The following is a 23,983-nucleotide window of genomic DNA, read 5'->3' as shown; positions in this document are numbered from 1 at the left end:
TTGCCTTTGGCGACCGCGAATGCCTACCCTAGGGCCAGTGATCTGAGCCACATCAAAGGGGATGCCATGGCAGGTGCAATCGAGACCCGGTCCATCGACTGGATCCCGACAGCGGAACGCAGGGGCAAGGTGCACCACCAGGCGCCGTTCTGGTTCACCGGAAACTTCGTGCTGACGACCATGGTCACGGGCTTCCTCGGGCCGGCCAACGGCTTGTCCGCCGGATGGTCGGTACTGGCCGCGGTTGCCGGCGCCTGCTTCGGAACGCTCTTCATGTGCTTCCACGCCAACCAGGGGCCGACGATGGGCCTGCCGCAGATGATCCAGTCGCGCGCGCAGTTCGGCTCGCGTGGCGCGCTCGTGCCGTTCGTCGCCGTCATCTTCGTCTACATCGGCTTCAACGTGTTCAACACGATCCTGGCGACGTCCGGCTTCAAGACGGTCTTCGCGGGCCCGAACTGGCTCTGGTACCTCGGACTGATGGTGGCCGCGATCGTCATCGCGGTGGTCGGCTTCGACCTGATGATGGTCGTGCAGCGGTGGCTGACGTACCTGCTGATCGTCGTGTTCGGCGTCCTCACCGTCTACGCGTTGTCGACATTGCACCTCGATGCGGCGATTCCCGACGGCGGCAAGTTCTCGCTGACGGTGTTCCTGATGCAGTTCGCCGCGGCTGCCGGATACCAGATTTCGTATGCGGTGTACGTGTCCGACTACTCGCGGTACCTGCCGGAGAACACCTCGGCCAAGCATGTCATCTGGTGGACCTATCTGGGTGCCGCGGGTTCGTCGGTGTGGCTGATGTCGCTTGGCGCGGTCCTGGCGTCGGCGCTGCCGACCCCGGACGCGATCGTCTCGATCCAGACCGTCGGCAACCAATTACTGCCTGGCTTCGGCACTTTCACCGTCGTGGTGGCGTCGATCGCCCTGGTGACCATCATGTCGGTCAACGCCTACGGCGCCAGCCTGACGAGCATGAGCGCCCTCGATGCGTTCCGGCCGATCACGCCGACGGTGCGCCTACGGGTGCTCGGCATCGCGCTCACGTCGTTCGTCGCCTTCGTCGTCGCACTGTCGCTGCCCGAGGGCTACCTCGAGTCGTTCAACACGTTCGTGCTGCTGATGCTGTACTTCCTGATCCCGTGGACGGCCGTCAATCTGGTCGACTTCTATTTCGTTCGGCGCGGCCACTATTCGATCGTCGACATCTTCCGGCCGGACGGGATCTACGGCCGGTGGTCCTGGCGCGGACTGGCGGCGTACTTCATCGGCATGGTGTCGATGGTGCCGTTCGTCTCACTGCACTTCTATGCAGGTCCGATCGCCAAGATGCTTGGGGGAGTGGATATCTCGTTCATTGTCGGTCTGGCGGTATCCGGGCTGGCGTACTACGTGCTGACCCGCGGCGTGGACCTGGCGCCCGAGCGTGCCGCGGTCGAGCGCAGCCGTCAGGAACTGACGACCGCCTAGCTATTCGGCGGCGCCGGCCAGGCGCCGGTGTGCCAGGGCCGGCGTCAGCACCCACAACACCTTCGCGCCGGACTGCGCGTCGGCGTGGAAGGCGTGCGGACGGTCGGCCTCGAAGGTGAGCGCATCGCCCTGGTCGAGGGTGACGCGGCTGCCGTTGCCCTCGACGAAGTCGATGTGCAGACGGCCCTCGATGACCATGGCGAACTCCACCTCGGCCGGCAGAGAGTAGGTGTCGCTGCCGCTGCCGCCGCCGGGCGCGATGTCGCTCAGCAGCACCTGGAAGCGTCGCTCGCCCGTCGGCGTCAGCTGGAATTCGGTCATCCGGGTGCCGCCGAACTCGATGGGCGGGTACTCGCCGGCGCGGACCACCTCGCCGACGGGCGTCTCGTCGAACAGGGAACCGACCTGGAGTTCGAGTGCTTCGCAGATGCGGATGAGCGCGGCGACCGACGCGTTGGACTGGCCGCGTTCGACCTTCGACAGGTAGCCCTTGGTCACGCCGCTGGCCGCGGCGAGTTCGTCGAGGGTCATGCGCTTGGCGCTGCGGGCGGCCTTCAACCGGGCGGCGATGGTGAGTTGCGTTGCCGGCGAACCGCCCACGATTTCCTCCTAGGAAACAAAGGTTGACAATAATTCTACTGCCGGAAACAATGAGACCCAAGCCACACGCCACGACTTTGGAGAACTGATGAGCTTCGACCGGTACATCACGACCACCGCGCCCGACGGCCGCGAGATCATCGGCCAGGTCGATGCGAGCCGGTACCCGCGCTACGCCGAACCGGCGACCTTCGCCCGGGTGCCGCGCCTGGACCAGGTGTCCTCGCCCGATGTCACGATCCTCGGTGTCCCGTTCGACTCGGGCGTCTCCTACCGTCCGGGCGCGCGCTTCGGCCCCGGCCACATCCGTGCCGCGTCCAAGCTGCTGCGGCCCTACAACCAGGCGCTCGACGTATCGCCGTTCGCCAATCAGCAGGTCGCCGACGCCGGCGACATCGGCGTCAACCCGTTCAACATCAACGAGGCCATCGAGACCATCGACACCGAGGTGACCGCACTGCGCAAGGACGGCAGCGCCGTGCTGACGCTCGGCGGCGACCACACCATCGCGCTGCCGATCCTGCGGTCGCTGTATCGCGATCACGGGCCGATCGCCGTGCTGCATTTCGACGCCCACCTCGACACCTGGGACACCTACTTCGGCGCCGCCTACACGCACGGCACCCCGTTCCGCCGGGCCAGCGAAGAGGGCCTCATCGACATGGAGCGCTCGCTGCACATGGGTATCCGCGGGCCGCTGTACAGCAAGAAGGACCTCGAGGACGACGCGGTCCTCGGCTTCCAGGTGATCCGGTCCGACGACTACCAGGTCGACGGCCTGGCCAGCGTCCGCGAGCGCATGGTGAAGCGGCTGGCCGGCGGAGGCGAGCGAAGCGACGGGAAAAACGGTGCGCCGGTCTACGTCTCGGTGGACATCGACGTGCTCGACCCGGCACACGCGCCGGGGACCGGCACGCCGGAAGCCGGGGGATTGACGTCGCGCGAGCTGCTGCATTCACTGCGGTCGCTGACGGGACTCAACGTCGTGGGCGCCGACATCGTCGAGGTGTCGCCGGCGTACGACCACGCCGAGCTGACCGGAATCGCCGCCGCGCACGTCGGCTACGAGCTGCTGTCGGTGATGAGCGCGAACCGTTAAAGGGTTGAGCCGCTAGGGCTTTCGGCGCACCGACGCCTCGACGATGTCGAGGACGGCCGCCAGGTCCTCGCCGGTCTGCCCCGAGGCGAGCCGCGCGATGAGGCCGTCGAGCACCAGGTCGAGATAGATGTGCAGCACTTCGGTGGGCACGTCGTCCCGCAACGTGCCGGCGGCCTTTTTGCGCTCCAGGCGCGCGATGGTGGCCTGGTTGAGTTCCTCGTAGCGCTGCTGCCACTCGGCGCGGAACTCGGCGTCGGTGCGCAGCCGGCGGGCGATCTCCAGCCGGGTGCCCAGCCACTGGTAGTTCTCCGGCTTGGCCAGCATGTTCCGCATGACCTGCACGAGGCCGTCCTTCTCGACGGTCTCGGCCATCCGCTCGCCGTCTTCCTCGGCGAGCGCGAAGAACAGCGCGTCCTTGTCGCGGAAATGGTGGAAGATCGCGCCGCGCGACATCGCGGTGGCTTCTTCGAGAAGCCGCACGGTCGCACCTTCGTACCCGAACTCGGAAAAACAGCGTCGGGCGCCGTCGAGGATCTGCGCTCGACGGGCGGCGAGATGATCGTCGCTAACTTTGGGCACCAGGACTCCTACTGGCGTCCGGTGGGGGCAGACCCAGAGCCTGAGCCTGCCCCCACCGAATCAGCCAGCTATCAGGCCTCGCTACCCGACCGCAGCATGTTGCGCAGCACGTACTGCAGGATGCCGCCGTTGCGGTAGTAGTCGGCCTCACCGGGGGTGTCGATGCGGACCACGGCGTCGAACTCGACCTTGGTGCCGTCTTCCTTGGTGGCGGTGACGTGCACGGTCTTCGGCGTCTTACCGGCGTTGAGCTCCTCGATGCCGGTGATGTCGAAGGTCTCGGTGCCGTCCAGGCCCAGCGACTTGGCGCTCTCGCCGGCCGGGAACTGCAGCGGGATGACGCCCATGCCGATCAGGTTCGACCGGTGGATGCGCTCGAACGACTCGGTGATGACGGCCTTGACGCCCAGCAGCGTGGTGCCCTTGGCCGCCCAGTCGCGCGAGGAGCCCGAACCGTATTCCTTGCCGCCCAGCACGACCAGCGGGATGCCGGCCTTCTGGTAGTTCATGCACGCGTTGTAGATGAACTCCTTCGGGCCACCCTCCTGGGTGAAGTCGCGGGTGTAACCACCCTGCGTGCCCTCGAGGCCGATGGTGTCCAGGATCCGGTTCTGCAGGCGGATGTTGGCGAAGGTGCCGCGGACCATGACCTCGTGGTTGCCACGACGGCTGCCGAGGGAGTTGTAGTCCTTGCGGGCCACGCCGTGCGCGTCCAGGTAGTCGGCGGCCGGGGTACCCGGCTTGATCGGGCCGGCCGGGCTGATGTGGTCGGTGGTCACCGAGTCACCCAGCAGGGCCATGACGCGCGCGCCCTTGATGTCCGTGACGGGCGCCGGCTCCATCTCCATGCCGTCGAAGTACGGCGCCTTGCGCACGTAGGTCGAGGCGTCGTCCCAGGCGAAGGTGTCGCCGTCCGGCGTCGACAGGTTCCGCCAGTTGTCGTCGCCCTTGAACACGTCGGCGTAGGACTTGCGGAACATGTCCTGGCTGATGGCGCTCTTGATGGTGTCGTCGATCTCCTGGGCCGACGGCCAGATGTCGCGCAGGTAGACGTCGTTGCCGTCGGTGTCCTTGCCGAGCGAGTCGGTCTCGAAATCGAAGTCCATGGTGCCCGCGAGCCCGTACGCGATGACCAGCGGCGGCGAGGCCAGGTAGTTCATCTTGACGTCGGGGGAGATGCGGCCCTCGAAGTTGCGGTTACCGGACAGCACCGCGGTGACGGTGAGGTCCTCTTCGTTGATGGCCTTGGAGATCTCCTCCGGCAGCGGGCCGGTGTTACCGATGCACGTGGTGCAGCCGTAGCCGCCCAGGTAGTAACCGAGCTTCTCCAGGTACGGCCACAGGCCGGCCTTCTCGTAGTAGTCGGTGACGACCTGCGAGCCCGGTGCCATGTTGGTCTTGACCCAGGGCTTGGTGGTCAGGCCCTTCTCGACGGCGTTGCGGGCCAGCAGTGCGGCACCGATCATGACCGACGGGTTGGAGGTGTTGGTGCACGAGGTGATACCCGCGACCGCGACGGCGCCGTGGTCGAGGATGAACTCGCCGCGCTCGCCCTTGACGCGCACCGGCTTGCTCGGGCGGCCCTCGGCGCCGTTGGCGGCGGACTGGACGTTGACGGCGCCGTCGTCGGCGAACGACAGGGCGGCCGGGTCGGATGCCGGGAACGACTCCTCGACGGCCTCGTCGAGCTTGGTGTGGTCCGCGGGGTGCTGCTCCTCCACGTAGTTGTGGATGTCCTTGCGGAACGCGATCTTGCTCTCCGACAACAGGATTCGGTCCTGCGGGCGCTTCGGGCCGGCGATCGACGGCACCACCGTCGACAGATCCAGCTCGAGGTACTCGGAGAAGGCCGGCTCGCGGTCGGCGTCGTGCCACATGCCCTGGGCCTTGGCGTAGGCCTCGACCAGCGCCAGCTGCTCGTCGGTGCGGCCGGTCAGGCGCAGGTAGTTGATGGTCTCTTCGTCGATCGGGAAGATCGCGCAGGTGGAACCGAACTCGGGGCTCATGTTGCCCAGGGTGGCGCGGTTGGCCAGCGGCACCTCGGCGACGCCCTTGCCGTAGAACTCGACGAACTTGCCGACGACGCCGTGCTTGCGCAGCATGTCGGTGACGGTCAGCACCACGTCGGTGGCGGTGACGCCCGGCTGGATTTCGCCGGTCAGCTTGAAGCCGACGACGCGGGGGATCAGCATCGAGACGGGCTGGCCCAGCATGGCGGCCTCGGCCTCGATACCGCCGACGCCCCAGCCCAGCACGCCCAGGCCGTTCTCCATGGTGGTGTGGCTGTCGGTACCCACACAGGTGTCGGGGTAGGCCTGGCCGTTACGGACCATGACGGTGCGGGCCAGGTACTCGATGTTGACCTGGTGGACGATGCCGGTGCCCGGCGGGACGACCTTGAAGTCGTCGAAGGCGCCCTGGCCCCAACGCAGGAACTGGTAGCGCTCGGAGTTGCGCTCGTATTCGAGGGCGACATTCTTCTCGTAGGCGTCGGCGGTGCCGAACACGTCGAGGATGACGGAGTGGTCGATGACCATCTCGGCGGGAGAGAGCGGGTTGACCTTGTTCGGGTCGCCGCCGAGGGCGGTGACGGCCTCACGCATGGTGGCCAGGTCGACGACGCAGGGCACGCCGGTGAAGTCCTGCATGATCACGCGGGCGGGGGTGAACTGGATTTCGATGCTCGGCTCGGCCGACGGATCCCAGTTGGCCAGGGCCAGGATGTGATCCTTGGTGATGTTGGCGCCGTCTTCGGTGCGCAGCAGGTTCTCCGCAAGCACCTTGAGGCTGTAGGGAAGCTTCTCGGTACCCGGAACCGCGTCGAGGCGGAAAATTTCGTAGCTGTTTTCCCCGACAACGAGCGTGTCACGGGCTCCAAATGAATTGCTGCTCACATCAACTCCCGGCTAGATCTCGCCGCGACGGGCTGTGTCAGCGGCGCGTTGCTACCCTAACAGTACGCTTGTCCTATGAGCGCCCAGGGGGTGGCTACAGTCTTGTCGGGTTCTGGGTGTGCCGTCAGGGAGTTCGACGAAATTCCAGTACCGTTTGCCGCGTGACAACTTTTGCCGCGATGCCGTTCCTGCCGGCGTTCATTCCGCCGGACGTGTGCGCGACGGTCGGTCAGGATCCGGCCAAGACGCCCGTCGACGTCTGCATGGCTACGGTGATCACGCAGGTGCGTGACGGCGGGGTCAGTGCGCCGGGCATCGCGCCGCCGGCCAAGGCGCCGGCCACGCCGCAGGAGGCGAAGCAGGCCGCCGAGACCGCGCAGGAGGCCGCTGCCCTGCGTCAGGTCGTCGCCGACGCCCATGCCAAGGGCATCGACCTCAAGATCGTGGTGCTGCCGACGAGTCCGGGCATCGACACCCCGCTGCGTGACATCGCCGCGGACGTCGGCCACCACTACCCGGAGTCGACGGTCTTGACCCTCAGTCCCGGCTTCGCCGGCTCGGTCAGTCCGACTTATGACCGGGCGCATTTGGAGGCGGGTCAGGACCTCGCGAAGTCGCCGAGTGTCGTGCAATCCGCCAAGAACTTTGTGAGCCAGCTGGAGACGCCCATATTTCCGTGGACGTCGTTCACTCTCGTCGTCATCCTCGGTGTGGTAGCGGCTGCCGTCGGCACCCGACTTCTGCAGGTCCGGGCCCGAAAAGCCGCCGCCGCAGCCGCGCCGCCGGACGTCACCGTGTCCGCGTCTCAGTAGCTGGCCGCGGCGCACCGCGAATTCGAATATCACTATTCGGTCACACCTTTTTCAATTACAACGGTGTGGTTTGTTATTAACGTTTCATTTGTGCAACCTGTGACGTACGGTGCAGTTGGTACCGCATGTTGCAGTTGTGACTAATTGTGATTTCTGCGACCTACGGGACCAACGGATCGAGCCCGCTTTTGCCTTAGGCGGGCACCAGCGCGCTGGAGCCTTAGGAGACCTGAGTCAATGGGACGCAGCATTCGCCCCTTCACCGGTGGGCTGGCCACCCGGCTGGGCAGTCGCGTCGGCACCGGGTCGGTGGTGTTCGGTGTCATGACCGCGTCGGTCTTCGCCTCCGGTATCGCGTCGGCTCAACCCGGCGGCAGCGAGATCGCATCGCTGGTAACGGATCTCGCCAACGCCAACCAGAAGCTGCAGGACCTCGGCGCCGCCATCCAGACCCGGCAGGAATCGGTCAACAAGGCCATCGCCGACGTACAGACCGCTCGGGACAACGCCGCGACGGCCCAGCAGGAGATCGACACCAGCCAGAGCGGTCTGAAGGACGCCAATGCGGCCATCGCGGCCGCGCAGGCGCACTTCGACAAGTACGCCGAGGCGGCATACATCAACGGGCCGTCCGCCAACTACCTGACCGCGAGCGACCCCGGCGAGATGATCAACACCGCCGCCACCGGCCAGGCGATGACGATCAGCTCGCAGGAGGCCATCGCCGATCTGCAGCGCACCCGGACCGAACTGGCCAACCGCGAATCCGCCGCCCGCCTGGCCAAGCAGAAGGCCGACCAGGCCGTCAAAGACGCCCAGACCAGCCAGGATGACGCGGTCAAGGCCCTGACCGACGCCCGCACGACGTTCGCCGATCAGCAGGCGCAGCTCGACCAATTGGTCCGCCAGCGCGACGCGGCTCAGGCCAAGCTCAACGTGGCGCGCACGCAGTGGGCGGCGACGAGCCCCGGGTCGGCCCCCGCGTCCGGAACTCCCGCGGCCGATCCCGGCCGGTATGCCGCCAACTGGGATGGCGCCCCCGCCGCTGAGGGTCCCCGCAAGTGGGACGACGGCGGCTGGGACCCGACCCTGCCCAAGATTCCCAGCGCCAACATCCCCGGTGACCCGATCGCCGTCATCAACAACGTGCTGGGCATGACCGCCACGTCGGCTCAGGTCACCCAGCAGATGGGCCACAGCTTCCTGCAGAAACTCGGTCTCGTGCCCGCCAACGTCACCAAGTCGGGCTACACCAACGGCGCCATCCCGCGCGTCTACGGCAAACAGGCCTCGGAATACGTCATCAAGCGCGCCATGTCGCAGATCGGCGTGCCGTACTCCTGGGGCGGCGGCACCGCCGCCGGTCCCAGCACGGGTATCGACTCGGGTGCCGGCACCGTCGGCTTCGACTGCTCGGGTCTGATCCTCTACGCCTTCGCCGGCGTGGGCATCAAACTGCCGCACTACTCCGGTAACCAATACGAGGCCGGCCGCAAGATCCCGACCTCCCAGGCCCGCCGCGGTGACGTCATCTTCTATGGCCCCGGTGGCAGCCAGCACGTGACGCTGTACCTCGGCAACGGGCAGATGCTCGAAGCGCCCTACACCGGTTCCAACGTCAAGGTCTCGCCGGTGCGAACCAGCGGCATGACGCCGTACGTGATCCGTTACATCGAATACTGATTCAGGCGAGCTGAGCGACGGGAAGAAACAGGGGTTATTGCATTGCAGGGCAAGGAATTTCACCGGAGAGACCTCCTCGCGGGCGTCGGCGCGCTGGCGCTCGCGCTGGCGTTCGGGTCTGCGCCGCGCGCCGCTGCCGACCCCGATGGCGGCTGGGATCCGACCTTGCCCGCGAAACCCAGCTCCGGCGCCCCCGGTGACCCGGTGGCCATCGCCAACGCGACCTTCCAGGCCAGCCAGCTCGCCCTGCAGACCACCCAGAACCTCGGCCAGAGCTTCCTGTCCAGCCTCGGCCTGGGCGGCAAGCCCAGCGGCGGTGGCGGCGGCAGCGCCACGATGATGCCCGGCGGCCGGGTCGGCGGGAAACAGGCCATCGAGTACGTCATCCGGCGCGGCGGTTCGCAGATGGGCGTCCCGTACTCGTGGGGCGGTGGCACCCTGACCGGTCCCGGGCCCGGCGTGGACTACGACGCCGGCAAGATCGGCTACGACTGTTCGGGTTTCACGCGCTACGCCTATGCGGGCGTGGGCGTCCAGATTCCCAAGTACTCGGGCGACCAGTACAACACCGGACGTGCGATCCCGCCGTCGCAGGCCAAGCGCGGCGACCTGATCTTCTACGGACCCGGTGGCAGCCAGCACGTCACGATCTACCTGGGCAACGGAAAGATGCTGGAGGCCTCCGGCAGCGCCGGCAAGGTGACGGTCAGTCCGGTCCGGACGGCCGGCATGTCGCCGCACCTGTCCCGCATCATCGAGACCTGATAATCGCCTAAGTCCGTCGTGGCAACGTCGACGGATCCCGGGCCGCCTGGAATAGTTGAGTCCGGGCGCGCCGCTATATTGGCGGCTACCCGCCAGACCAGCGATTTTGCGCCGGACACCCGGCCGAAACAATTGTGGGAGGAAGCTAGATGACGTCACCGAGTGGGCCGCCCGACGGCGCCGGAGGCTACCCAGGCCCGGCACCCACGCAGGGTTACCCGCCCGGGGCGCACGCCGCCCCCACCGCGCAGCAGCCCGTCAGCGGCTCGTTGCAGTCCGAGGTGCACACCCTCGAGCGCGCCATCTTCGAGGTCAAGCGGATCATCGTCGGCCAGGACCAGCTGGTCGAGCGCATGCTGGTCGGCCTCCTGGCCAAGGGCCACGTGCTGCTCGAAGGTGTGCCGGGTGTCGCCAAGACCCTCGCCGTGGAGACGTTCGCCAAGGTGGTCGGCGGCTCGTTCGCCCGCATCCAGTTCACCCCCGACCTGGTGCCCACCGACATCGTCGGTACCCGCATCTACCGCGTCGGCAAGGAAGAGTTCGACATCGAGCTCGGCCCGGTGATGGTCAACTTCCTGCTCGCCGACGAGATCAACCGCGCGCCCGCCAAGGTGCAGTCGGCGCTGCTGGAGGTCATGGCCGAGCGCAAGATCTCCATCGGCGGCAAGACCTTCCCGCTGCCGAGCCCGTTCCTGGTCATGGCGACCCAGAACCCCATCGAGCAGGAGGGCGTCTACCAGCTGCCCGAGGCGCAGCGCGACCGCTTCCTGTTCAAGCTCAACGTCGGCTACCCGTCGCCCGAGGAAGAGCGCGAGATCATCTACCGGATGGGCGTCAAGCCGCCGGAGCCCAAGCAGATCCTCACCACCGAGGACCTGCTGCGTCTGCAGGACGTGGCCGCCAACACCTTCGTGCACCACGCCCTCGTCGACTACGTGGTCCGCATCGTGACGGCCACGCGTGAGCCGGAGAAGTTCGGCATGCCCGACGCCAAGGCGTGGATCGCCTACGGCGCCTCGCCGCGTGCGTCGCTGGGCATCATCAGCGCTTCCCGTGCGCTGGCGCTGGTGCGCGGCCGCGACTACGTCATCCCGCAGGACGTCGTCGAGGTCATCCCGGATGTGCTGCGGCACCGCCTCGTGCTGACCTACGACGCCCTCGCCGACGAGATCTCGGCCGAGACCGTCGTCAACCGGATCCTGCAGACCGTCGCGCTGCCGCAGGTGAATGCCATTCCGCAGCAAGGACATTCGGTTCCGCCTGTGATGGCCGGCGCAGCTGGGGCCACTGGTCGGTGACCGCCTCCGGGTCTGATCGTCCGGCCTCGCCGCAGACCGGACGGTCCGTCGATCTGCCGTCACTACAGCGCGGCCAGATTCGGGATCCCGAACTGTCGGCCGCTCTGCGCAAGCTGGAGCTCACCGTCCGGCGCAAGCTGGACGGTGTCCTCCACGGCGACCACCAGGGACTGATCCCCGGTCCCGGCTCGGAGCCGGGGGAGTCCCGGCTCTACCAGCCCGGCGACGACGTCCGCCGGATGGACTGGTCCGTCACGGCCCGGACGACGCATCCGCACGTGCGGCAGATGATCGCGGACCGGGAGCTGGAGACCTGGCTCGTCGTCGACATGTCGGCGAGCCTGGACTTCGGCACCGCGGGCTGCGAGAAGCGTGATCTGGCGGTCGCCGCGGCGGCCTCCATCGCGTTCCTCAACAGCGGCGGCGGCAACCGCCTCGGCGCGGTCATCTCGAACGGCGACACCGTCCGCCGGGTACCGGCACTGTCCGGCCGGTTGCACGAGCAGGAGCTGCTGCGCGCCATCGCCACGACACCCAAGGCCCCGGCCGGGGTCCGCGGTGACCTGGCCGCGGCCATCGACGCGCTGCGCCGGCCCGAGCGCCGCCGCGGCATGGCGGTGATCATCAGCGACTTCCTCGGCCCGATCAACTGGATGCGCCAGCTGCGGGCCATCTCCGGGCGGCACGAGGTGCTGGGCATCGAGATCATCGACCCGCGTGACGTGGAGCTGCCGGCCGTGGGGGACGTGGTGTTGCAGGACGCCGAGTCCGGCATCACCAAGGAATTCACCATCGACGAGCAACTCCGGGACGACTTCGCCCGCGCCGCCCAGGCGCACCGCGACGAAGTGGCCCGCACGCTGCGCCGATGCGACGCCCCGCTGCTGACGCTGCGTACCGACCGGGACTGGATCGCCGACGTCGTCCGCTTCGTGGCGAACCGTCGCCGCGGCGCCATGGCGGCGGCACGGTAGCTGTCAACCGTTCCGGGCGCGCCGATTTCGGCCTGCACCGGCAAAGACGATAAGTTGACCAGCATGAGTGACAGTGCTGCCACTGAGGCTGCTCCCGGCCGCCCGGCCTTCGTTTCCCGTTCCGTGCTGGTCACCGGTGGTAACCGGGGTATCGGCCTGGCCATCGCGCAGCGCCTGGCCGCGGACGGCCACAAGGTCGCGGTGACGCACCGCGGTTCGGGTGCCCCCGAGGGCCTGTTCGGCGTCGAGTGTGACGTCACCGACACCGAGGCCGTCGACCGTGCGTTCAAAGAGGTCGAGGAGCACCAGGGCCCGGTCGAGGTGCTGGTGTCCAACGCCGGCATCTCCAAGGACGCGTTCCTCATGCGCATGACCGAGGAGCGGTTCACCGAGGTCATCAACGCCAACCTCACCGGTGCGTTCCGCGTGACCCAGCGGGCGTCGCGCAGCATGCAGCGCAAGCGCTTCGGCCGCATCATCTACATCGGCTCGGTCTCGGGCATGTGGGGCATCGGCAACCAGGCCAACTACGCGGCCGCCAAGGCCGGCCTGATCGGCATGGCGCGCTCCATCTCGCGTGAGCTCTCCAAGGCCGGCGTCACCGCCAACGTCGTCGCCCCCGGCTACATCGACACCGAGATGACGCGTGCCCTCGACGAGCGCATCCAGGAAGGCGCCTTGGAGTTCATCCCGGCCAAGCGCGTCGGCACCGCCGAAGAGGTCGCCGGTGCGGTGAGCTTCCTGGCGTCCGAGGACGCCGCCTACATCGCCGGTGCGGTCATCCCGGTCGACGGTGGCATGGGCATGGGTCACTGACCCCAATTTCTTTGGCTTACTGAAACTTAGAAGGAGTCAGCACAATGACAGGTTTGCTCGAAGGCAAGCGGATCCTGGTCACCGGGATCATCACCGACTCGTCCATCGCGTTCCACATCGCGAAGGTCGCCCAGGAGCAGGGCGCCGAGCTGGTGCTCACCGGCTTCGACCGGATGAAGCTCATCCAGCGCATCGCCGACCGGCTGCCCAACCCGGCGCCGCTGCTCGAGCTCGACGTGCAGAACGAGGAGCACCTGGCTTCGCTCGGTGAGCGCGTCACCGAGGTGATCGGCGAGGGCAACAAGCTCGACGGCGTCGTGCACTCCATCGGCTTCATGCCGCAGAGCGGCATGGGCATCAACCCGTTCTTCGACGCCCCGTACGAGGACGTCGCCAAGGGCATCCACATCTCGGCGTACTCGTACGCCTCGCTGGCCAAGGCACTGCTGCCGATCATGAATGCCGGCGGCGGCATCGTCGGCATGGACTTCGACCCGACCCGCGCCATGCCCGCCTACAACTGGATGACGGTCGCCAAGAGCGCCCTCGAGTCGGTCAACCGGTTCGTCGCGCGCGAGGCCGGCAAGTACGGCGTGCGCTCCAATCTCGTTGCGGCAGGCCCCATCCGGACCCTGGCCATGAGCGCCATCGTCGGCGGTGCGCTGGGTGACGAGGCCGGTCAGCAGATGCAGCTGCTCGAAGAGGGCTGGGACCAGCGCGCGCCGATCGGCTGGAACATGAAGGACCCGACGCCGGTCGCCAAGACCGTCTGCGCGCTGCTGTCCGAATGGCTGCCCGCGACCACCGGCTCGATCATCTACGCCGACGGTGGCGCCAGCACCCAGCTGCTGTGATGAGCGCTTGCGCGAAGAACCAACAGCGCTGATGGACCTCGACGCACTGCTGCTGTTGTCGTTCGGCGGGCCCGACGGGCCCGCCGACGTCCGTCCGTTCCTGGAGAACGTGACGCGCGGTCGCGGCGTGCCGCCGGAGCGCCTGGACGCCGTTGCCGAGCACTACATGCATTTCGGGGGAGCGTCGCCGATCAACGCCATCAACCGGGCGTTGATGTCGGAGCTCGAGGCGGCGATGCCCGATCTGCCGGTGTACTTCGGTAACCGCAACTGGGACCCGTACATCGAAGACACGGTTGCCGCCATGCGGGACAACGGGGTTCGTCGTGCGGCGGTGTTCACGACGTCGGCCTGGGGTGGTTACTCCAGCTGCCGGCAATACGTCGAGGACATCGCGCGGGGCCGGGCCGCGGCGGGGCCGCAGGCACCCGAACTGGTCAAGCTGCGTCAGTACTTCGACCATCCGCTGTTCGTCGAGATGTTCGCCGAAGCGGTCGGGGAGGCAGCCGCGCAGCTGCCCGCCGACCTGCGTGACGATGCCCGCCTGGTGTTCACCGCCCACTCCATTCCCGTGCGGGTCGATGAACGGGACGGGCCCCGGCTCTACAGCCGTCAGGTCGGCTACGCCACCCGGCTGGTCGCCGCCGCGGCCGGATTCGACGAGTACGACCAGGTCTGGCAGTCGCGGTCCGGGCCGCCCCACATTCCTTGGCTGGAGCCGGATATCGGTGACCACCTGGCGGCGCTCGCGGCCGCCGGCACGAAGGCCGTCATCGTCTGCCCCATCGGGTTCGTCGCCGATCACATCGAGGTGGTGTGGGACCTCGACAACGAGCTCGCCGAGCAGGCGGCTGAGGCCGGAATCACGTTGGTGCGCACCACGACTCCCAATGCCGACCCGCGGTTCGCGCGGCTGGCGGCGTCGTTGGTCGACGAGTTGCGCACGGGTGCGGCGCCGGCGCGGGTCGAAGGCCCGGGCCCGGTGCCCGGGCACGGCTGCAGCATCAACGGGGTGTCCTGTCTGCCTGGCTGCTGCGGCGACTGACCGGTCCTAGCGCTCCCAGGCCGAATGCAGGATCGCCGTCACGGCGGCCAGCCGGGCGGAGCGCACGATGTCGGTCAGGGGCCGCATGGCCTCGGTGGCGATCTGCATCTCCGATGCGCTCTGCAGGCCGATGGGCGCCAGCCCGGCGCTGACCGTGACGATCGCGTCGATGTGGGCCGCGGTCTCCAGCACCCGCACCGCGCGGGTGGGGGCGTGGTCCGGCAGCTTGTGCAGATGCCCGGCCTCGAGCAGCTGCTCGACCATCTCGCGCGGATCCTCGATGTCCGAACCGGGTTCGGCGCGCAGGCGGCCGAGAGCGTCGGCAGCGGACCGAACCGCGTCGCGCAGTCGGTACTCCTCTTCGCCGAGGTCGAAGTGGCCGGCCACGGGTGCGCCGGGCAGCGAGTACACCGTCCAGGACAGGGCCTTGACCTCGGCGTCGTCGGTGTCGTCCTCGTACTCGAAATCGGGCACCAGCCCCACGGCCTCGCCGTAGTTGGACGTGACGACGATGGCTTCGCCCATGTCGACGGCGTCCTGCTGGAACTGCGTGCCGGGGGTCAGGCCGCGAACATCCCCGGGTACGGGCAGTACCAGGTTCAGGGCCGGCTCCGAACGCGCGGCGCCGGCGGCGTGCCGCAACGTCTGCAGCAACGTGACCCCACCGTAGTTGGTCAGGTCGGGCCAGGGCAGGCCCGTCCGGCTGGCCGCCACGGCATCGTAAGCGGCAATGGAATGCCTTGGCGCCCACGGCGATAGCGCATCCAGGACATCGTCGGGTGCGGCCAGGCCGGCATGCCAGGCATTGGCCCACACCGTCAGCGAAACACTTGGACACCACATGATGCACGCAGTGTAAAACGCTCCGGCCCATAAAGCCTGCAAGGCGCTACTCTGGTCGCATGCCGGTGCCGTTGCTGTGGCTCATCGTGGCGATCGGGCTCGCCGGCGCAGAAGCGCTGACCGGCGACATGTTCCTGCTCATGCTGTCCGGCGGTGCCCTCGTGACGGCCGGCCTCAGCTGGGCCACGGACTGGCCGATCTGGGCCGACGGCGCCTCTTTCCTCATCGTGTCGGTGCTGCTGCTGGTCCTGGTCCGGCCGACGTTGCGGAGGCGGTTGGGTGCCGCGGGCCTGCCCGAGCCGGTGAAGGCACTGGAGGGCAAGACCGCGCTGGTGCTCGACCGGGTGGCCCGCCATGAAGGCCAGGTAAAACTCGAGGGCGAAATCTGGACGGCGCGTCCGCTGGACGACGACGATGTCTTCGAGCCCGGCGATCACGTCACGGTGGTACGGATCGACGGCGCGACCGCGGTGGTCTTCCGGACCATCTGAACGCAAGGGGAGCTGAAATTGACTGGTGCACTTGTTCTTCTGCTGATGCTGGTGGCGCTGGCCATCGTGGTGGTGGTCAAGTCGGTGGCGCTGATCCCACAGGCGGAGGCCGCGGTCATCGAGCGGCTGGGCCGCTACAGCAAGACGGTCTCGGGGCAGTTGACGCTGCTGCTGCCGTTCGTCGACAAGATCCGGGCCCGCGTGGATCTACGTGAGCGGGTGGTGTCGTTCCCGCCGCAGCCGGTGATCACCGAGGACAACCTGACGGTCAACATCGACACCGTCGTCTACTTCCAGGTGACCAGCCCGCAGGCCGCGGTGTACCAGATCAGCAACTACATCGTCGGCGTCGAACAGCTGACCACCACGACGCTGCGCAACGTCGTCGGCGGCATGACGCTGGAACAGACGCTGACTTCGCGCGACCAGATCAACGCCCAGCTGCGCGGGGTTCTCGACGAGGCCACCGGCCGGTGGGGCCTGCGCGTCGCGCGCGTCGAGCTGCGCAGCATCGACCCGCCGCCGTCGATCCAGGACTCGATGGAGAAGCAGATGCGCGCCGATCGAGAGAAGCGCGCCATGATCCTGACCGCCGAAGGCGCCCGGGAAGCATCCATCAAGCAGGCCGAGGGGCAGAAGCAGTCGCAGATTCTCGCGGCCGAGGGTGCCAAGCAGGCAGCGATTCTGGCCGCCGAGGCGGACCGGCAGTCGCGCATCCTGCGGGCCCAGGGTGAACGCGCTGCTCAGTACCTCAACGCGCAGGGCCAGGCGAAGGCCATCGAGAAGACGTTCGCGGCCATCAAGGCCGGCCGCCCCACGCCGGAGTTGCTGGCCTACCAGTACCTGCAGACCCTGCCGCAGATGGCCAAGGGCGAGGCCAACAAGGTGTGGGTCGTGCCCAGCGACTTCGGTTCAGCGCTACAGGGTTTCACCAAACTGCTCGGGGCGCCGGGCGAGGACGGGGTGTTCCGCTACACCCCGTCGCCGGTCGACGAGACTCCCGTGAAGGACGACGACGACGAGGTCGCCGACTGGTTCTCCACCCAGACCGATCCGGCGATCGCCCAGGCGGTGGCGAAGGCCGAGGCCGAGGCCCGCATCCCGGTGCAGCAACCGGGATACGGCGCCCCGCGGTTGCCGGTGCCGCCGGCTCCGCCGACGCAACCGATCGAATCCTGGCAGACCCCGGAAATCGACCCGCCCGCCGGCCAACACTCGAGGTGACCATGAGCGTGCTGACCTCCCCGAAGACCTACACGGCACTGGCGCTGCTCATGGCCGGCGACGCGGCGGCGTGCGCCGTTCCCGTCGCACCCATCGAGAAGGCGCTGCGCGGGGTGAACTTCCCGCTTGAGTACCGGTGGATTCTCGTCGGTTCCAAGGCGGCGGCCGCCGTGGGTCTGCTTGTCGGACAACGCAATTCGGCCCTGGCCCGGCTGACCACCGCGATGCTGGCGCTGTACTTCACGCTGGCCGTCGGCGCGCACGTGCGGGCCCACGACAAGCCCGCGAATGCCGCACCGGCCGTGCTGTTCCTGGCGTTGTTCACCGCGATGACGGCGAAGGGCCTGCCCGAGCGGGAGTGACGCGCTTACGGCGTGGCTTCCACCGGCTGCTGAGCGGCGTGGGCCCGGCGGTGCAGCCGGATCTCGTAGATCAGCCCGCAGATCCCGATGGTCGCCGTGCACGCCGACACCACCAGCAGCGACGGGCGGATCTGCCCGGTGAGGGCGTCACCGAGGATGACGACCGCCGCGGTGCCGGGCAGCAGCCCGAAGAACGTCGCGACCGCGTACGGCAGAACCCGGACCGACGAGGCCCCGGCCGCGTAGTTGAGTACCGAGAACGGCACCGCCGGGATCATCCGCATCGACAGGATCGCCGCCCAGCCGCGTTCCTTGAGCCGGGCGTCCAGACTGTCGATGTGGCTGTGCGACAGCTTGCTCAACTGCCAGCCCAGCACCCGGACCAGCCAGAGCGCGATGAGCGCACTCAGCGTGCTGGCGATGACGGCCAGCGTGACGCCGAGCGCGGAACCGAACAGCAACCCCGCGGCGAGGGTGAAGGCCGTGCGGGGGAACGGCAGCACCGTGACGACGGTGTGCGCGACCAGGAACGCCAACGGGAACCACGGGCCGGCCGCGGCAGCCCAGTCGCGCATCTCCACGGCGCTGGGCAACGGCACCCAGATCGCGATTGCGACGAGAATCACAATTGCTGTTCCGATGCCCACGGCCCGTCGCAGCGGCATCTGCGCCGCAGTCGCCTGCACCGCAGACAGGACTGTGCGCAGCGCGCTGACAACGGAGTTCACGCCTTCCAAGGGTACGGGGCGACGGCCCGGTCATCGCGGTCAGGAGCGGGTACCACGCGGCGGTCGATCGCGGCGACCTGTCACGGTCAGAGCTACGGACAGCCGATGCGTTGCGGAGCTACTGGGTAGTAGCGACCTGCGTGATTTAGCCTGAAAAACGAGTGTGATAGGCATTTCTGCATGCAGTGCCATATGTCTGATGGCCGAAAGATTGGGAGTCGCCGGTGACTGTCGACGCGTCCACCGTTCGGGACCGCTACGCGCGGTGGCAAGAGAACGTCGCCGGCGTGCTCGCCAAGAGCACCCGCAAGGCTGTCGACGATCTCCCTGCCGAACCCGAGCGTCTGCTCGATTCGCCTACGTACGACGGCTTCGCGGTCCGTCCCCTCTACACCAGCCTGGACGGCCTGGCCGAGCCTTCGCTGCCCGGACACTGGCCGTTCACCCGCGGCGGTGACGCCCACCGCGACGTGCTCGCCGGCTGGAAGGTGGCCGAGTCCTTCCCGATCGCGGCCGACGCCGACGTCGCGACCGTGAACGGTGCCATCCTGCTCGCCCTCACCGACGGCACCAGCGCCCTCGAGGTTCGCGCCGGTGCCGGCGGTGTACCCGTCGACCAGCTGGACCGGGTGTTCGAAGGCGTCTTCCTGGATCTGGTTCCGGTGATCCTGGATGCCGGTGCCGACCTGGCGGACGCCGCCGACCAGCTGCTGACGCTGGTCAAGCCGTTCGACGCCGACCAACGTGCCCGGCTGTCGATCGACCTGGGCGCTGACCCGCTGACCGCGCCGCTGTCGGGCCGCGCCGCCGCGACCGAGGCCGACGTCGTCGCAACCGCCGCGAAGCTGAGCGGGTACGACGGGGGAGTCCGCGCCGTCACGGTCGACGCCGCCGCACTGCACAACCTCGGCGCCAGTGCCTCGCTGGAGCTGGCGGGTGCCATCGCCGCCGGCGTCGCCTACCTGCGCCTGCTGACCGAGAGCGGACTGCCTGCCGCGGACGCGCTGCGGCAGATCAGCTTCCGCTTCGCCGCAGACGACGACCAGTTCGCCACCATCGCCAAACTCCGTGCGGCGCGCCGGCTTTGGGCCCGGGTGGCCGAGGTCGTCGGTGCTCCTGACGCCGGCGCCGCGACCATCCACGCCGTCACCTCGAAGGCCATGATGTCGCAGCGCGACCCGTGGGTGAACATGCTGCGCACCACCCTCGCCGCGTTCGCCGCCGGCGTCGGTGGCGCCGACACCGTGTTGGTCGAGACGTTCGACGCCGCCATCGGCGGCGGATTGCCCGGTACCGCAGTCACTTTCAGCCGCCGCATGGCGCGTAACACTCAGCTGCTGCTGCTCGAGGAGTCGCACCTGGGCCGCGTCGTCGACCCGTCGGGTGGCTCGTGGTTCGTCGAGGACCTCACCGATCAGCTGGCCCAGCAGGCCTGGGCGAAGTTCCAGGAGCTGGAGTCGCTGGGCGGCTTCGTCGCGGCCCGCGATCAGCTGAGCACCCAGATCGCCGAGGTCGCGGCCCGTCGCGCCGGCGACATCGCGCACCGCCGTACCGCGCTCACCGGCGTCAATGAGTTCCCGAACCTCGCGGAAACCCCGCTCGCGCAGACGGATTCGTTCCCCGGCGTGGTGCGCTACGCCGCGGCTTTCGAGGCGCTGCGCAACCGCTCGGATGCGTACCTGGCCAAGACCGGCAAGCGTCCACAGGCCGTGCTGCTGCCGGTCGGCCCGCTGGCCGAGCACAACATCCGCACCACGTTCGCCTCCAACCTGCTGGCTTCCGGTGGCATCGAGGCCGTCAACCCCGGCACCGTCGACGCTGCCGGAGTCGCGGCCGCTGCCGCCGGCCAGGTGGCCGCGGTGGTCTGCGGCACCGACGCCCGGTACGCCGACGAGGCGAGCGACGTCATCAAGGCGGCCCGGGCGGCCGGTGTCGCGCACGTGTACCTCGCCGGGCCGGAGAAGGCGATGGCGGGCATCGACGACAAGACCTCTCTTCCCGATGAGTACCTGACCATGAAAATCGATGCCGTCGAAGCGCTTTCGACCCTGCTCACCCGATTGGGGGCATGACCATGACCGCTTCCGACGTGACCACCATCGGCAGCTTCGCCGACGTCCCGCTGCAGGGTGAGGCCCCCGCCGCGCCTTCCGCCGATGCCGTCGGCACGCACGTCGCCGATGCGGCGCAGGCGCATGGCTACACCGCCGAGCAGCTCACCTGGTCGACGCCCGAGGGCATCGACGTCAAGCCGGTGTACATCGCCGAGGACCGGGACGCCGTCGCGGCCGCCGGGTACCCGCTGGACAGCTTCCCCGGTACGCCGCCGTTCATCCGCGGGCCGTACCCGACCATGTATGTGAACCAGCCGTGGACCATCCGTCAGTACGCCGGGTTCTCCACCGCCGCCGAGTCCAACGCGTTCTACCGCCGCAACCTGGCCGCCGGCCAGAAGGGCCTGTCGGTCGCGTTCGACCTGGCGACCCACCGCGGCTACGACTCGGATCACCCGCGCGTGCAGGGTGACGTCGGAATGGCCGGTGTGGCAATCGATTCCATTCTCGACATGCGCCAACTGTTCGACGGCATCGACCTGGGCAGCGTCAGCGTCTCGATGACGATGAACGGCGCGGTGCTGCCGATCCTCGCGCTCTACGTCGTGGCCGCCGAGGAGCAGGGCGTGCCGCCGGAGAAGCTCGCCGGGACCATCCAGAACGACATCCTCAAAGAGTTCATGGTCCGTAACACCTACATCTATCCGCCGAAGTCGTCGATGCGGATCATCTCGGACATCTTCGGCTACACCAGCACCAAGATGCCGAAGTTCAACTCGATCTCCATCTCGGGCTACCACATCCAAGAGGCCGGTGCCACAGCCGATTTGGAGCTGGCCTACACGCTGGCCGACGGTGTCGAGTACATCAAGGCCGGGCTCGACGCGGGCCTGGACATCGACAAGTTCGCGCCGCGCCTGTCCTTCTTCTGGGGTATCGGCATGAACTTCTTCATGGAGGTGGCCAAGCTCCGCGCCGGCCGTCTGCTGTGGAGCGAGCTGGTCGCCGAGTTCAGCCCCAAGAGTGACAAGTCGCTGTCGCTGCGAACCCACTCGCAGACCTCCGGCTGGTCGCTCACGGCGCAGGACCCGTTCAACAACGTGGCGCGCACCTGTATCGAGGCCATGGCCGCCACGCAGGGCCACACGCAGTCGCTGCACACCAACGCCCTCGACGAGGCGCTGGCGCTGCCCACCGACTTCTCGGCCCGCATCGCGCGGAACACGCAGCTGCTGCTGCAGCAGGAGTCGGGCACCACGCGGCCCATCGACCCGTGGGGTGGTTCGTACTACGTCGAGTGGCTGACCCACCAGCTCGCCGAGAAGGCCCGCGCCCACATCAAGGAGGTCGCCGAGCACGGCGGCATGGCGCAGGCCATCGGCGAGGGCATCCCGAAGCTGCGCATCGAAGAGGCCGCCGCCCGGACCCAGGCCCGCATCGACTCCGGCGCCCAGACGGTGATCGGCGTCAACAAGTACCAGGTCGACGAGGACCAGGAGATCGAGGTCCTCAAGGTCGAGAACAGCCGGGTGCGGGCCGAGCAGCTCGCCAAGCTCGAGCAGCTGCGCGCCGACCGTGACGAGGCCGCCACGCAGGCGGCGCTGGCTGAATTGACCCGTGCCGCAGGCGAATCCGGACACGCCGGGGAAGACGGCCTGGGTAACAACCTGATGGCGCTGGCCATCAACGCGGCCCGCGCCAAGGCCACCGTCGGCGAGATCTCCGACGCGCTGGAGAAGGTGTACGGCCGGCACCAGGCCGAGATCCGCACCATCGCCGGCGTCTACCGCGACGAGGTGGGGAAGACCGGAAACGTGAGCACCGCAACCGAATTGGTCGAGAAGTTCGCCGAGGCCGATGGCCGCCGGCCGCGCATCCTGGTGGCCAAGATGGGTCAGGACGGCCACGACCGCGGCCAGAAGGTGATCGCCACCGCGTTCGCCGACATCGGCTTCGACGTGGACGTCGGCTCGCTGTTCTCCACGCCCGACGAGGTGGCGCGGCAGGCGGCCGACAACGACGTGCACGTGGTCGGGGTGTCCTCGCTGGCTGCCGGTCACCTCACGCTGGTGCCCGCGCTGCGCGACGCACTGGCCGAGGTGGGGCGTCCGGACATCATGGTCGTGGTCGGCGGCGTGATCCCGCCGGGCGACTTCGACGAGCTGTACCAGGCGGGCGCCGCGGCGATCTTCCCGCCCGGCACGGTGATCGCCGATGCCGCGATCGGCCTGTTGGGCAAGCTCGCCGAGCGGCTGGGCTACAAGCTCTGAGGTGGGCATGATGACGCCGGTGCCTGAACTCGCGGCCAGGATCCGCGCCGGCGATCGGGCCGCGCTGTCGCGTGCCATCACGCTGGTCGAGTCCACCCGGGCCGACCATCGTGACGCCGCGCAGCAGCTGCTGCTCGAGCTCACCCCAGAAGCGGGGCGGGCCCTGCACGTCGGCATCACGGGCGTCCCCGGTGTCGGCAAGTCGACGACGATCGAAGCGCTCGGCATGCACCTGATCGAGCGGGGCCACCGCGTCGCGGTGCTGGCCGTCGACCCGTCGTCGACCCGTACCGGCGGTTCGATCCTCGGCGACAAGACCCGGATGGCGCAGCTGGCCGTGCAGCCGGAGGCCTACATCCGGCCGTCGCCGACGTCGGGCACGCTCGGCGGCGTGGCCAAGGCCACCCGCGAGACCATCGTGTTGCTCGAGGCGGCCGGTTACGACGTGGTGCTGGTCGAGACCGTCGGCGTGGGCCAGTCCGAGGTGACGGTGGCCAACATGGTCGACACCTTCGTGTTCCTGACCCTGGCTCGCACGGGCGACCAGTTGCAGGGCATCAAGAAGGGTGTCCTGGAGCTCGCCGACGTCATCGTCGTCAACAAGGCCGACGGTGAGCACGCCATCGAAGCCAAGGCCGCAGCACGGGAACTGTCCGGGGCGATCCGGTTGATCTATCCGCGCGACACCCTCTGGCGGCCGCCGGTGCTGACCATGAGCGCACTGACCGGTGACGGCCTGGCCGCGATGTGGGACACCGTGCTCAAGCATCGGGAAACCCTCAGTGCGGCAGGTGAATTCGAGGCCCGGCGGCGCGCCCAGCAGGTCGACTGGACGTGGACGATGGTGCGCGACACCGTGCTGGACCGGGTGCTGTCGAATCCGGCCGTCAAGGCGAACCGCGACGAGGTGGAACGCCAGGTGCGTGCGGGCGAGCTGACGCCGGCGTTGGCGGCACAGCGCATCATCGAACTCGCGAACTGACCGGACCCCGTCGGGTCCGAGATTGCCGGCGGGTTTGCCGGCGCAATGCCGGAACCGGCCGGGCGGGTATTCGGGCGGGGCGCTGGCGAAACCATTTTCGGGGTGGTCCCGCGGTCGACCGGACATGCGGGCAAAAATGC

21 protein-coding genes are annotated in these 23,983 nt (G+C 68.2%); 16 read left to right on the top strand and 5 right to left on the bottom strand.

Annotated elements, in window-relative coordinates:
* Window positions 1-66 precede the first annotated feature (66 nt).
* On the top strand, window positions 67-1,470 hold the full coding sequence (locus tag QRN63_RS24330; RefSeq protein WP_285033509.1) for a purine-cytosine permease family protein: 1,404 nt from the start codon (window positions 67-69) through the stop codon (window positions 1,468-1,470).
* Here QRN63_RS24330 and QRN63_RS24325 read toward each other — a convergent pair whose 3' ends face one another.
* A complete protein-coding gene (locus QRN63_RS24325; protein ID WP_285033507.1) occupies window positions 1,471-2,070 on the bottom strand; it encodes a helix-turn-helix domain-containing protein in 600 nt (199 codons plus the stop codon).
* An 88-nt stretch (window positions 2,071-2,158) separates the two neighbouring features.
* On the opposite strand from QRN63_RS24325, the gene speB reads away from it, so the two are divergent.
* Window positions 2,159-3,169, top strand: a complete 1,011-nt coding sequence (gene speB, locus QRN63_RS24320) for an agmatinase (protein ID WP_285033506.1) — start codon at window positions 2,159-2,161, stop codon at window positions 3,167-3,169.
* A gap of 12 nt (window positions 3,170-3,181) precedes the next feature.
* On the opposite strand, the gene QRN63_RS24315 is transcribed toward speB, so the two are convergent.
* Complete coding sequence (locus QRN63_RS24315) at window positions 3,182-3,748, bottom strand: TetR/AcrR family transcriptional regulator (protein ID WP_061000866.1); 567 nt, start codon at window positions 3,746-3,748, stop codon at window positions 3,182-3,184.
* A 71-nt stretch (window positions 3,749-3,819) separates the two neighbouring features.
* Window positions 3,820-6,642: an aconitate hydratase AcnA gene (gene acnA, locus QRN63_RS24310; protein ID WP_267317360.1), complete on the bottom strand. Its 2,823-nt coding sequence runs from the start codon at window positions 6,640-6,642 to the stop codon at window positions 3,820-3,822.
* A gap of 179 nt (window positions 6,643-6,821) precedes the next feature.
* Between acnA and QRN63_RS24305 the strand changes: the two genes are divergently transcribed.
* From QRN63_RS24305 to QRN63_RS24270, 8 genes are all read left to right on the top strand, one after another.
* Window positions 6,822-7,454 carry an Rv1476 family membrane protein gene (locus QRN63_RS24305; protein WP_285033544.1) on the top strand — a complete coding sequence of 211 codons (633 nt, stop codon included), beginning with the start codon at window positions 6,822-6,824 and terminating at the stop codon, window positions 7,452-7,454.
* 237 nt (window positions 7,455-7,691) lie between these two features.
* Window positions 7,692-9,137, top strand: coding sequence for an NlpC/P60 family peptidoglycan endopeptidase RipA (gene ripA, locus QRN63_RS24300; protein ID WP_285033504.1), 1,446 nt, complete (start codon window positions 7,692-7,694; stop codon window positions 9,135-9,137).
* A gap of 42 nt (window positions 9,138-9,179) precedes the next feature.
* On the top strand, window positions 9,180-9,902 hold the full coding sequence (ripB, locus tag QRN63_RS24295; protein ID WP_410506047.1) for an NlpC/P60 family peptidoglycan endopeptidase RipB: 723 nt from the start codon (window positions 9,180-9,182) through the stop codon (window positions 9,900-9,902).
* Window positions 9,903-10,051: 149 nt separating this feature from the next.
* A complete protein-coding gene (moxR1, locus tag QRN63_RS24290; protein WP_285033503.1) occupies window positions 10,052-11,200 on the top strand; it encodes a chaperone MoxR1 in 1,149 nt (382 codons plus the stop codon).
* A complete protein-coding gene (locus tag QRN63_RS24285) occupies window positions 11,197-12,174 on the top strand; it encodes a DUF58 domain-containing protein (RefSeq protein ID WP_285033502.1) in 978 nt (325 codons plus the stop codon). Before moxR1 ends, QRN63_RS24285 begins: the two co-directional genes overlap by 4 nt.
* A 63-nt stretch (window positions 12,175-12,237) precedes the next feature.
* A complete protein-coding gene (gene fabG1, locus QRN63_RS24280) occupies window positions 12,238-12,990 on the top strand; it encodes a 3-oxoacyl-ACP reductase FabG1 (protein WP_267317364.1) in 753 nt (250 codons plus the stop codon).
* A 44-nt stretch (window positions 12,991-13,034) separates the two neighbouring features.
* Window positions 13,035-13,844 carry an NADH-dependent enoyl-ACP reductase InhA gene (gene inhA, locus QRN63_RS24275; RefSeq protein ID WP_267317365.1) on the top strand — a complete coding sequence of 270 codons (810 nt, stop codon included), beginning with the start codon at window positions 13,035-13,037 and terminating at the stop codon, window positions 13,842-13,844.
* A 31-nt stretch (window positions 13,845-13,875) separates the two neighbouring features.
* Entirely contained in the window at window positions 13,876-14,889 is a 1,014-nt protein-coding gene (locus QRN63_RS24270) for a ferrochelatase (RefSeq protein ID WP_285033542.1), read from the top strand.
* Window positions 14,890-14,895: 6 nt separating this feature from the next.
* On the opposite strand, the gene QRN63_RS24265 is transcribed toward QRN63_RS24270, so the two are convergent.
* Window positions 14,896-15,732, bottom strand: coding sequence for an Rv1486c family protein (locus QRN63_RS24265; RefSeq protein WP_285033501.1), 837 nt, complete (start codon window positions 15,730-15,732; stop codon window positions 14,896-14,898).
* 59 nt (window positions 15,733-15,791) lie between these two features.
* Between QRN63_RS24265 and QRN63_RS24260 the strand changes: the two genes are divergently transcribed.
* Genes QRN63_RS24260 through QRN63_RS24250 form a run of 3 tightly spaced genes read left to right on the top strand, consistent with a single transcriptional unit; the run spans window position 15,792 to window position 17,809 of the window.
* Window positions 15,792-16,223 (top strand): NfeD family protein, encoded by a 432-nt coding sequence (locus QRN63_RS24260; protein ID WP_267317367.1) that lies wholly within the window; start codon window positions 15,792-15,794, stop codon window positions 16,221-16,223.
* 45 nt (window positions 16,224-16,268) lie between these two features.
* A complete protein-coding gene (locus QRN63_RS24255; RefSeq protein WP_267318000.1) occupies window positions 16,269-17,447 on the top strand; it encodes an SPFH domain-containing protein in 1,179 nt (392 codons plus the stop codon).
* A gap of 2 nt (window positions 17,448-17,449) precedes the next feature.
* On the top strand, window positions 17,450-17,809 hold the full coding sequence (locus QRN63_RS24250; RefSeq protein WP_285033500.1) for a DoxX family protein: 360 nt from the start codon (window positions 17,450-17,452) through the stop codon (window positions 17,807-17,809).
* A gap of 5 nt (window positions 17,810-17,814) precedes the next feature.
* On the opposite strand, the gene QRN63_RS24245 is transcribed toward QRN63_RS24250, so the two are convergent.
* Window positions 17,815-18,537: a TVP38/TMEM64 family protein gene (locus QRN63_RS24245; RefSeq protein WP_267317369.1), complete on the bottom strand. Its 723-nt coding sequence runs from the start codon at window positions 18,535-18,537 to the stop codon at window positions 17,815-17,817.
* A gap of 224 nt (window positions 18,538-18,761) precedes the next feature.
* Between QRN63_RS24245 and mutA the strand changes: the two genes are divergently transcribed.
* The 3 genes from mutA to meaB are packed head-to-tail and all read left to right on the top strand — an operon-like array spanning window position 18,762 to window position 23,843.
* Entirely contained in the window at window positions 18,762-20,609 is a 1,848-nt protein-coding gene (mutA, locus tag QRN63_RS24240; RefSeq protein WP_285033499.1) for a methylmalonyl-CoA mutase small subunit, read from the top strand.
* Window positions 20,610-20,611: 2 nt separating this feature from the next.
* Window positions 20,612-22,861 carry a methylmalonyl-CoA mutase gene (gene scpA / locus QRN63_RS24235; RefSeq protein ID WP_285033541.1) on the top strand — a complete coding sequence of 750 codons (2,250 nt, stop codon included), beginning with the start codon at window positions 20,612-20,614 and terminating at the stop codon, window positions 22,859-22,861.
* Between the two features lie 7 nt (window positions 22,862-22,868).
* Entirely contained in the window at window positions 22,869-23,843 is a 975-nt protein-coding gene (gene meaB, locus QRN63_RS24230) for a methylmalonyl Co-A mutase-associated GTPase MeaB (RefSeq protein WP_285033498.1), read from the top strand.
* The last annotated feature ends 140 nt before the right edge of the window (window positions 23,844-23,983 follow it).

Origin of the sequence: Mycolicibacterium sp. lyk4-40-TYG-92 (genome assembly GCF_030209435.1) — a bacterium.
GTDB lineage: Bacteria > Actinomycetota > Actinomycetes > Mycobacteriales > Mycobacteriaceae > Mycobacterium.
The sequence above is the reverse complement of the archived record's forward strand: the minus strand, read 5'-3'. Positions and strand labels throughout refer to the sequence as shown.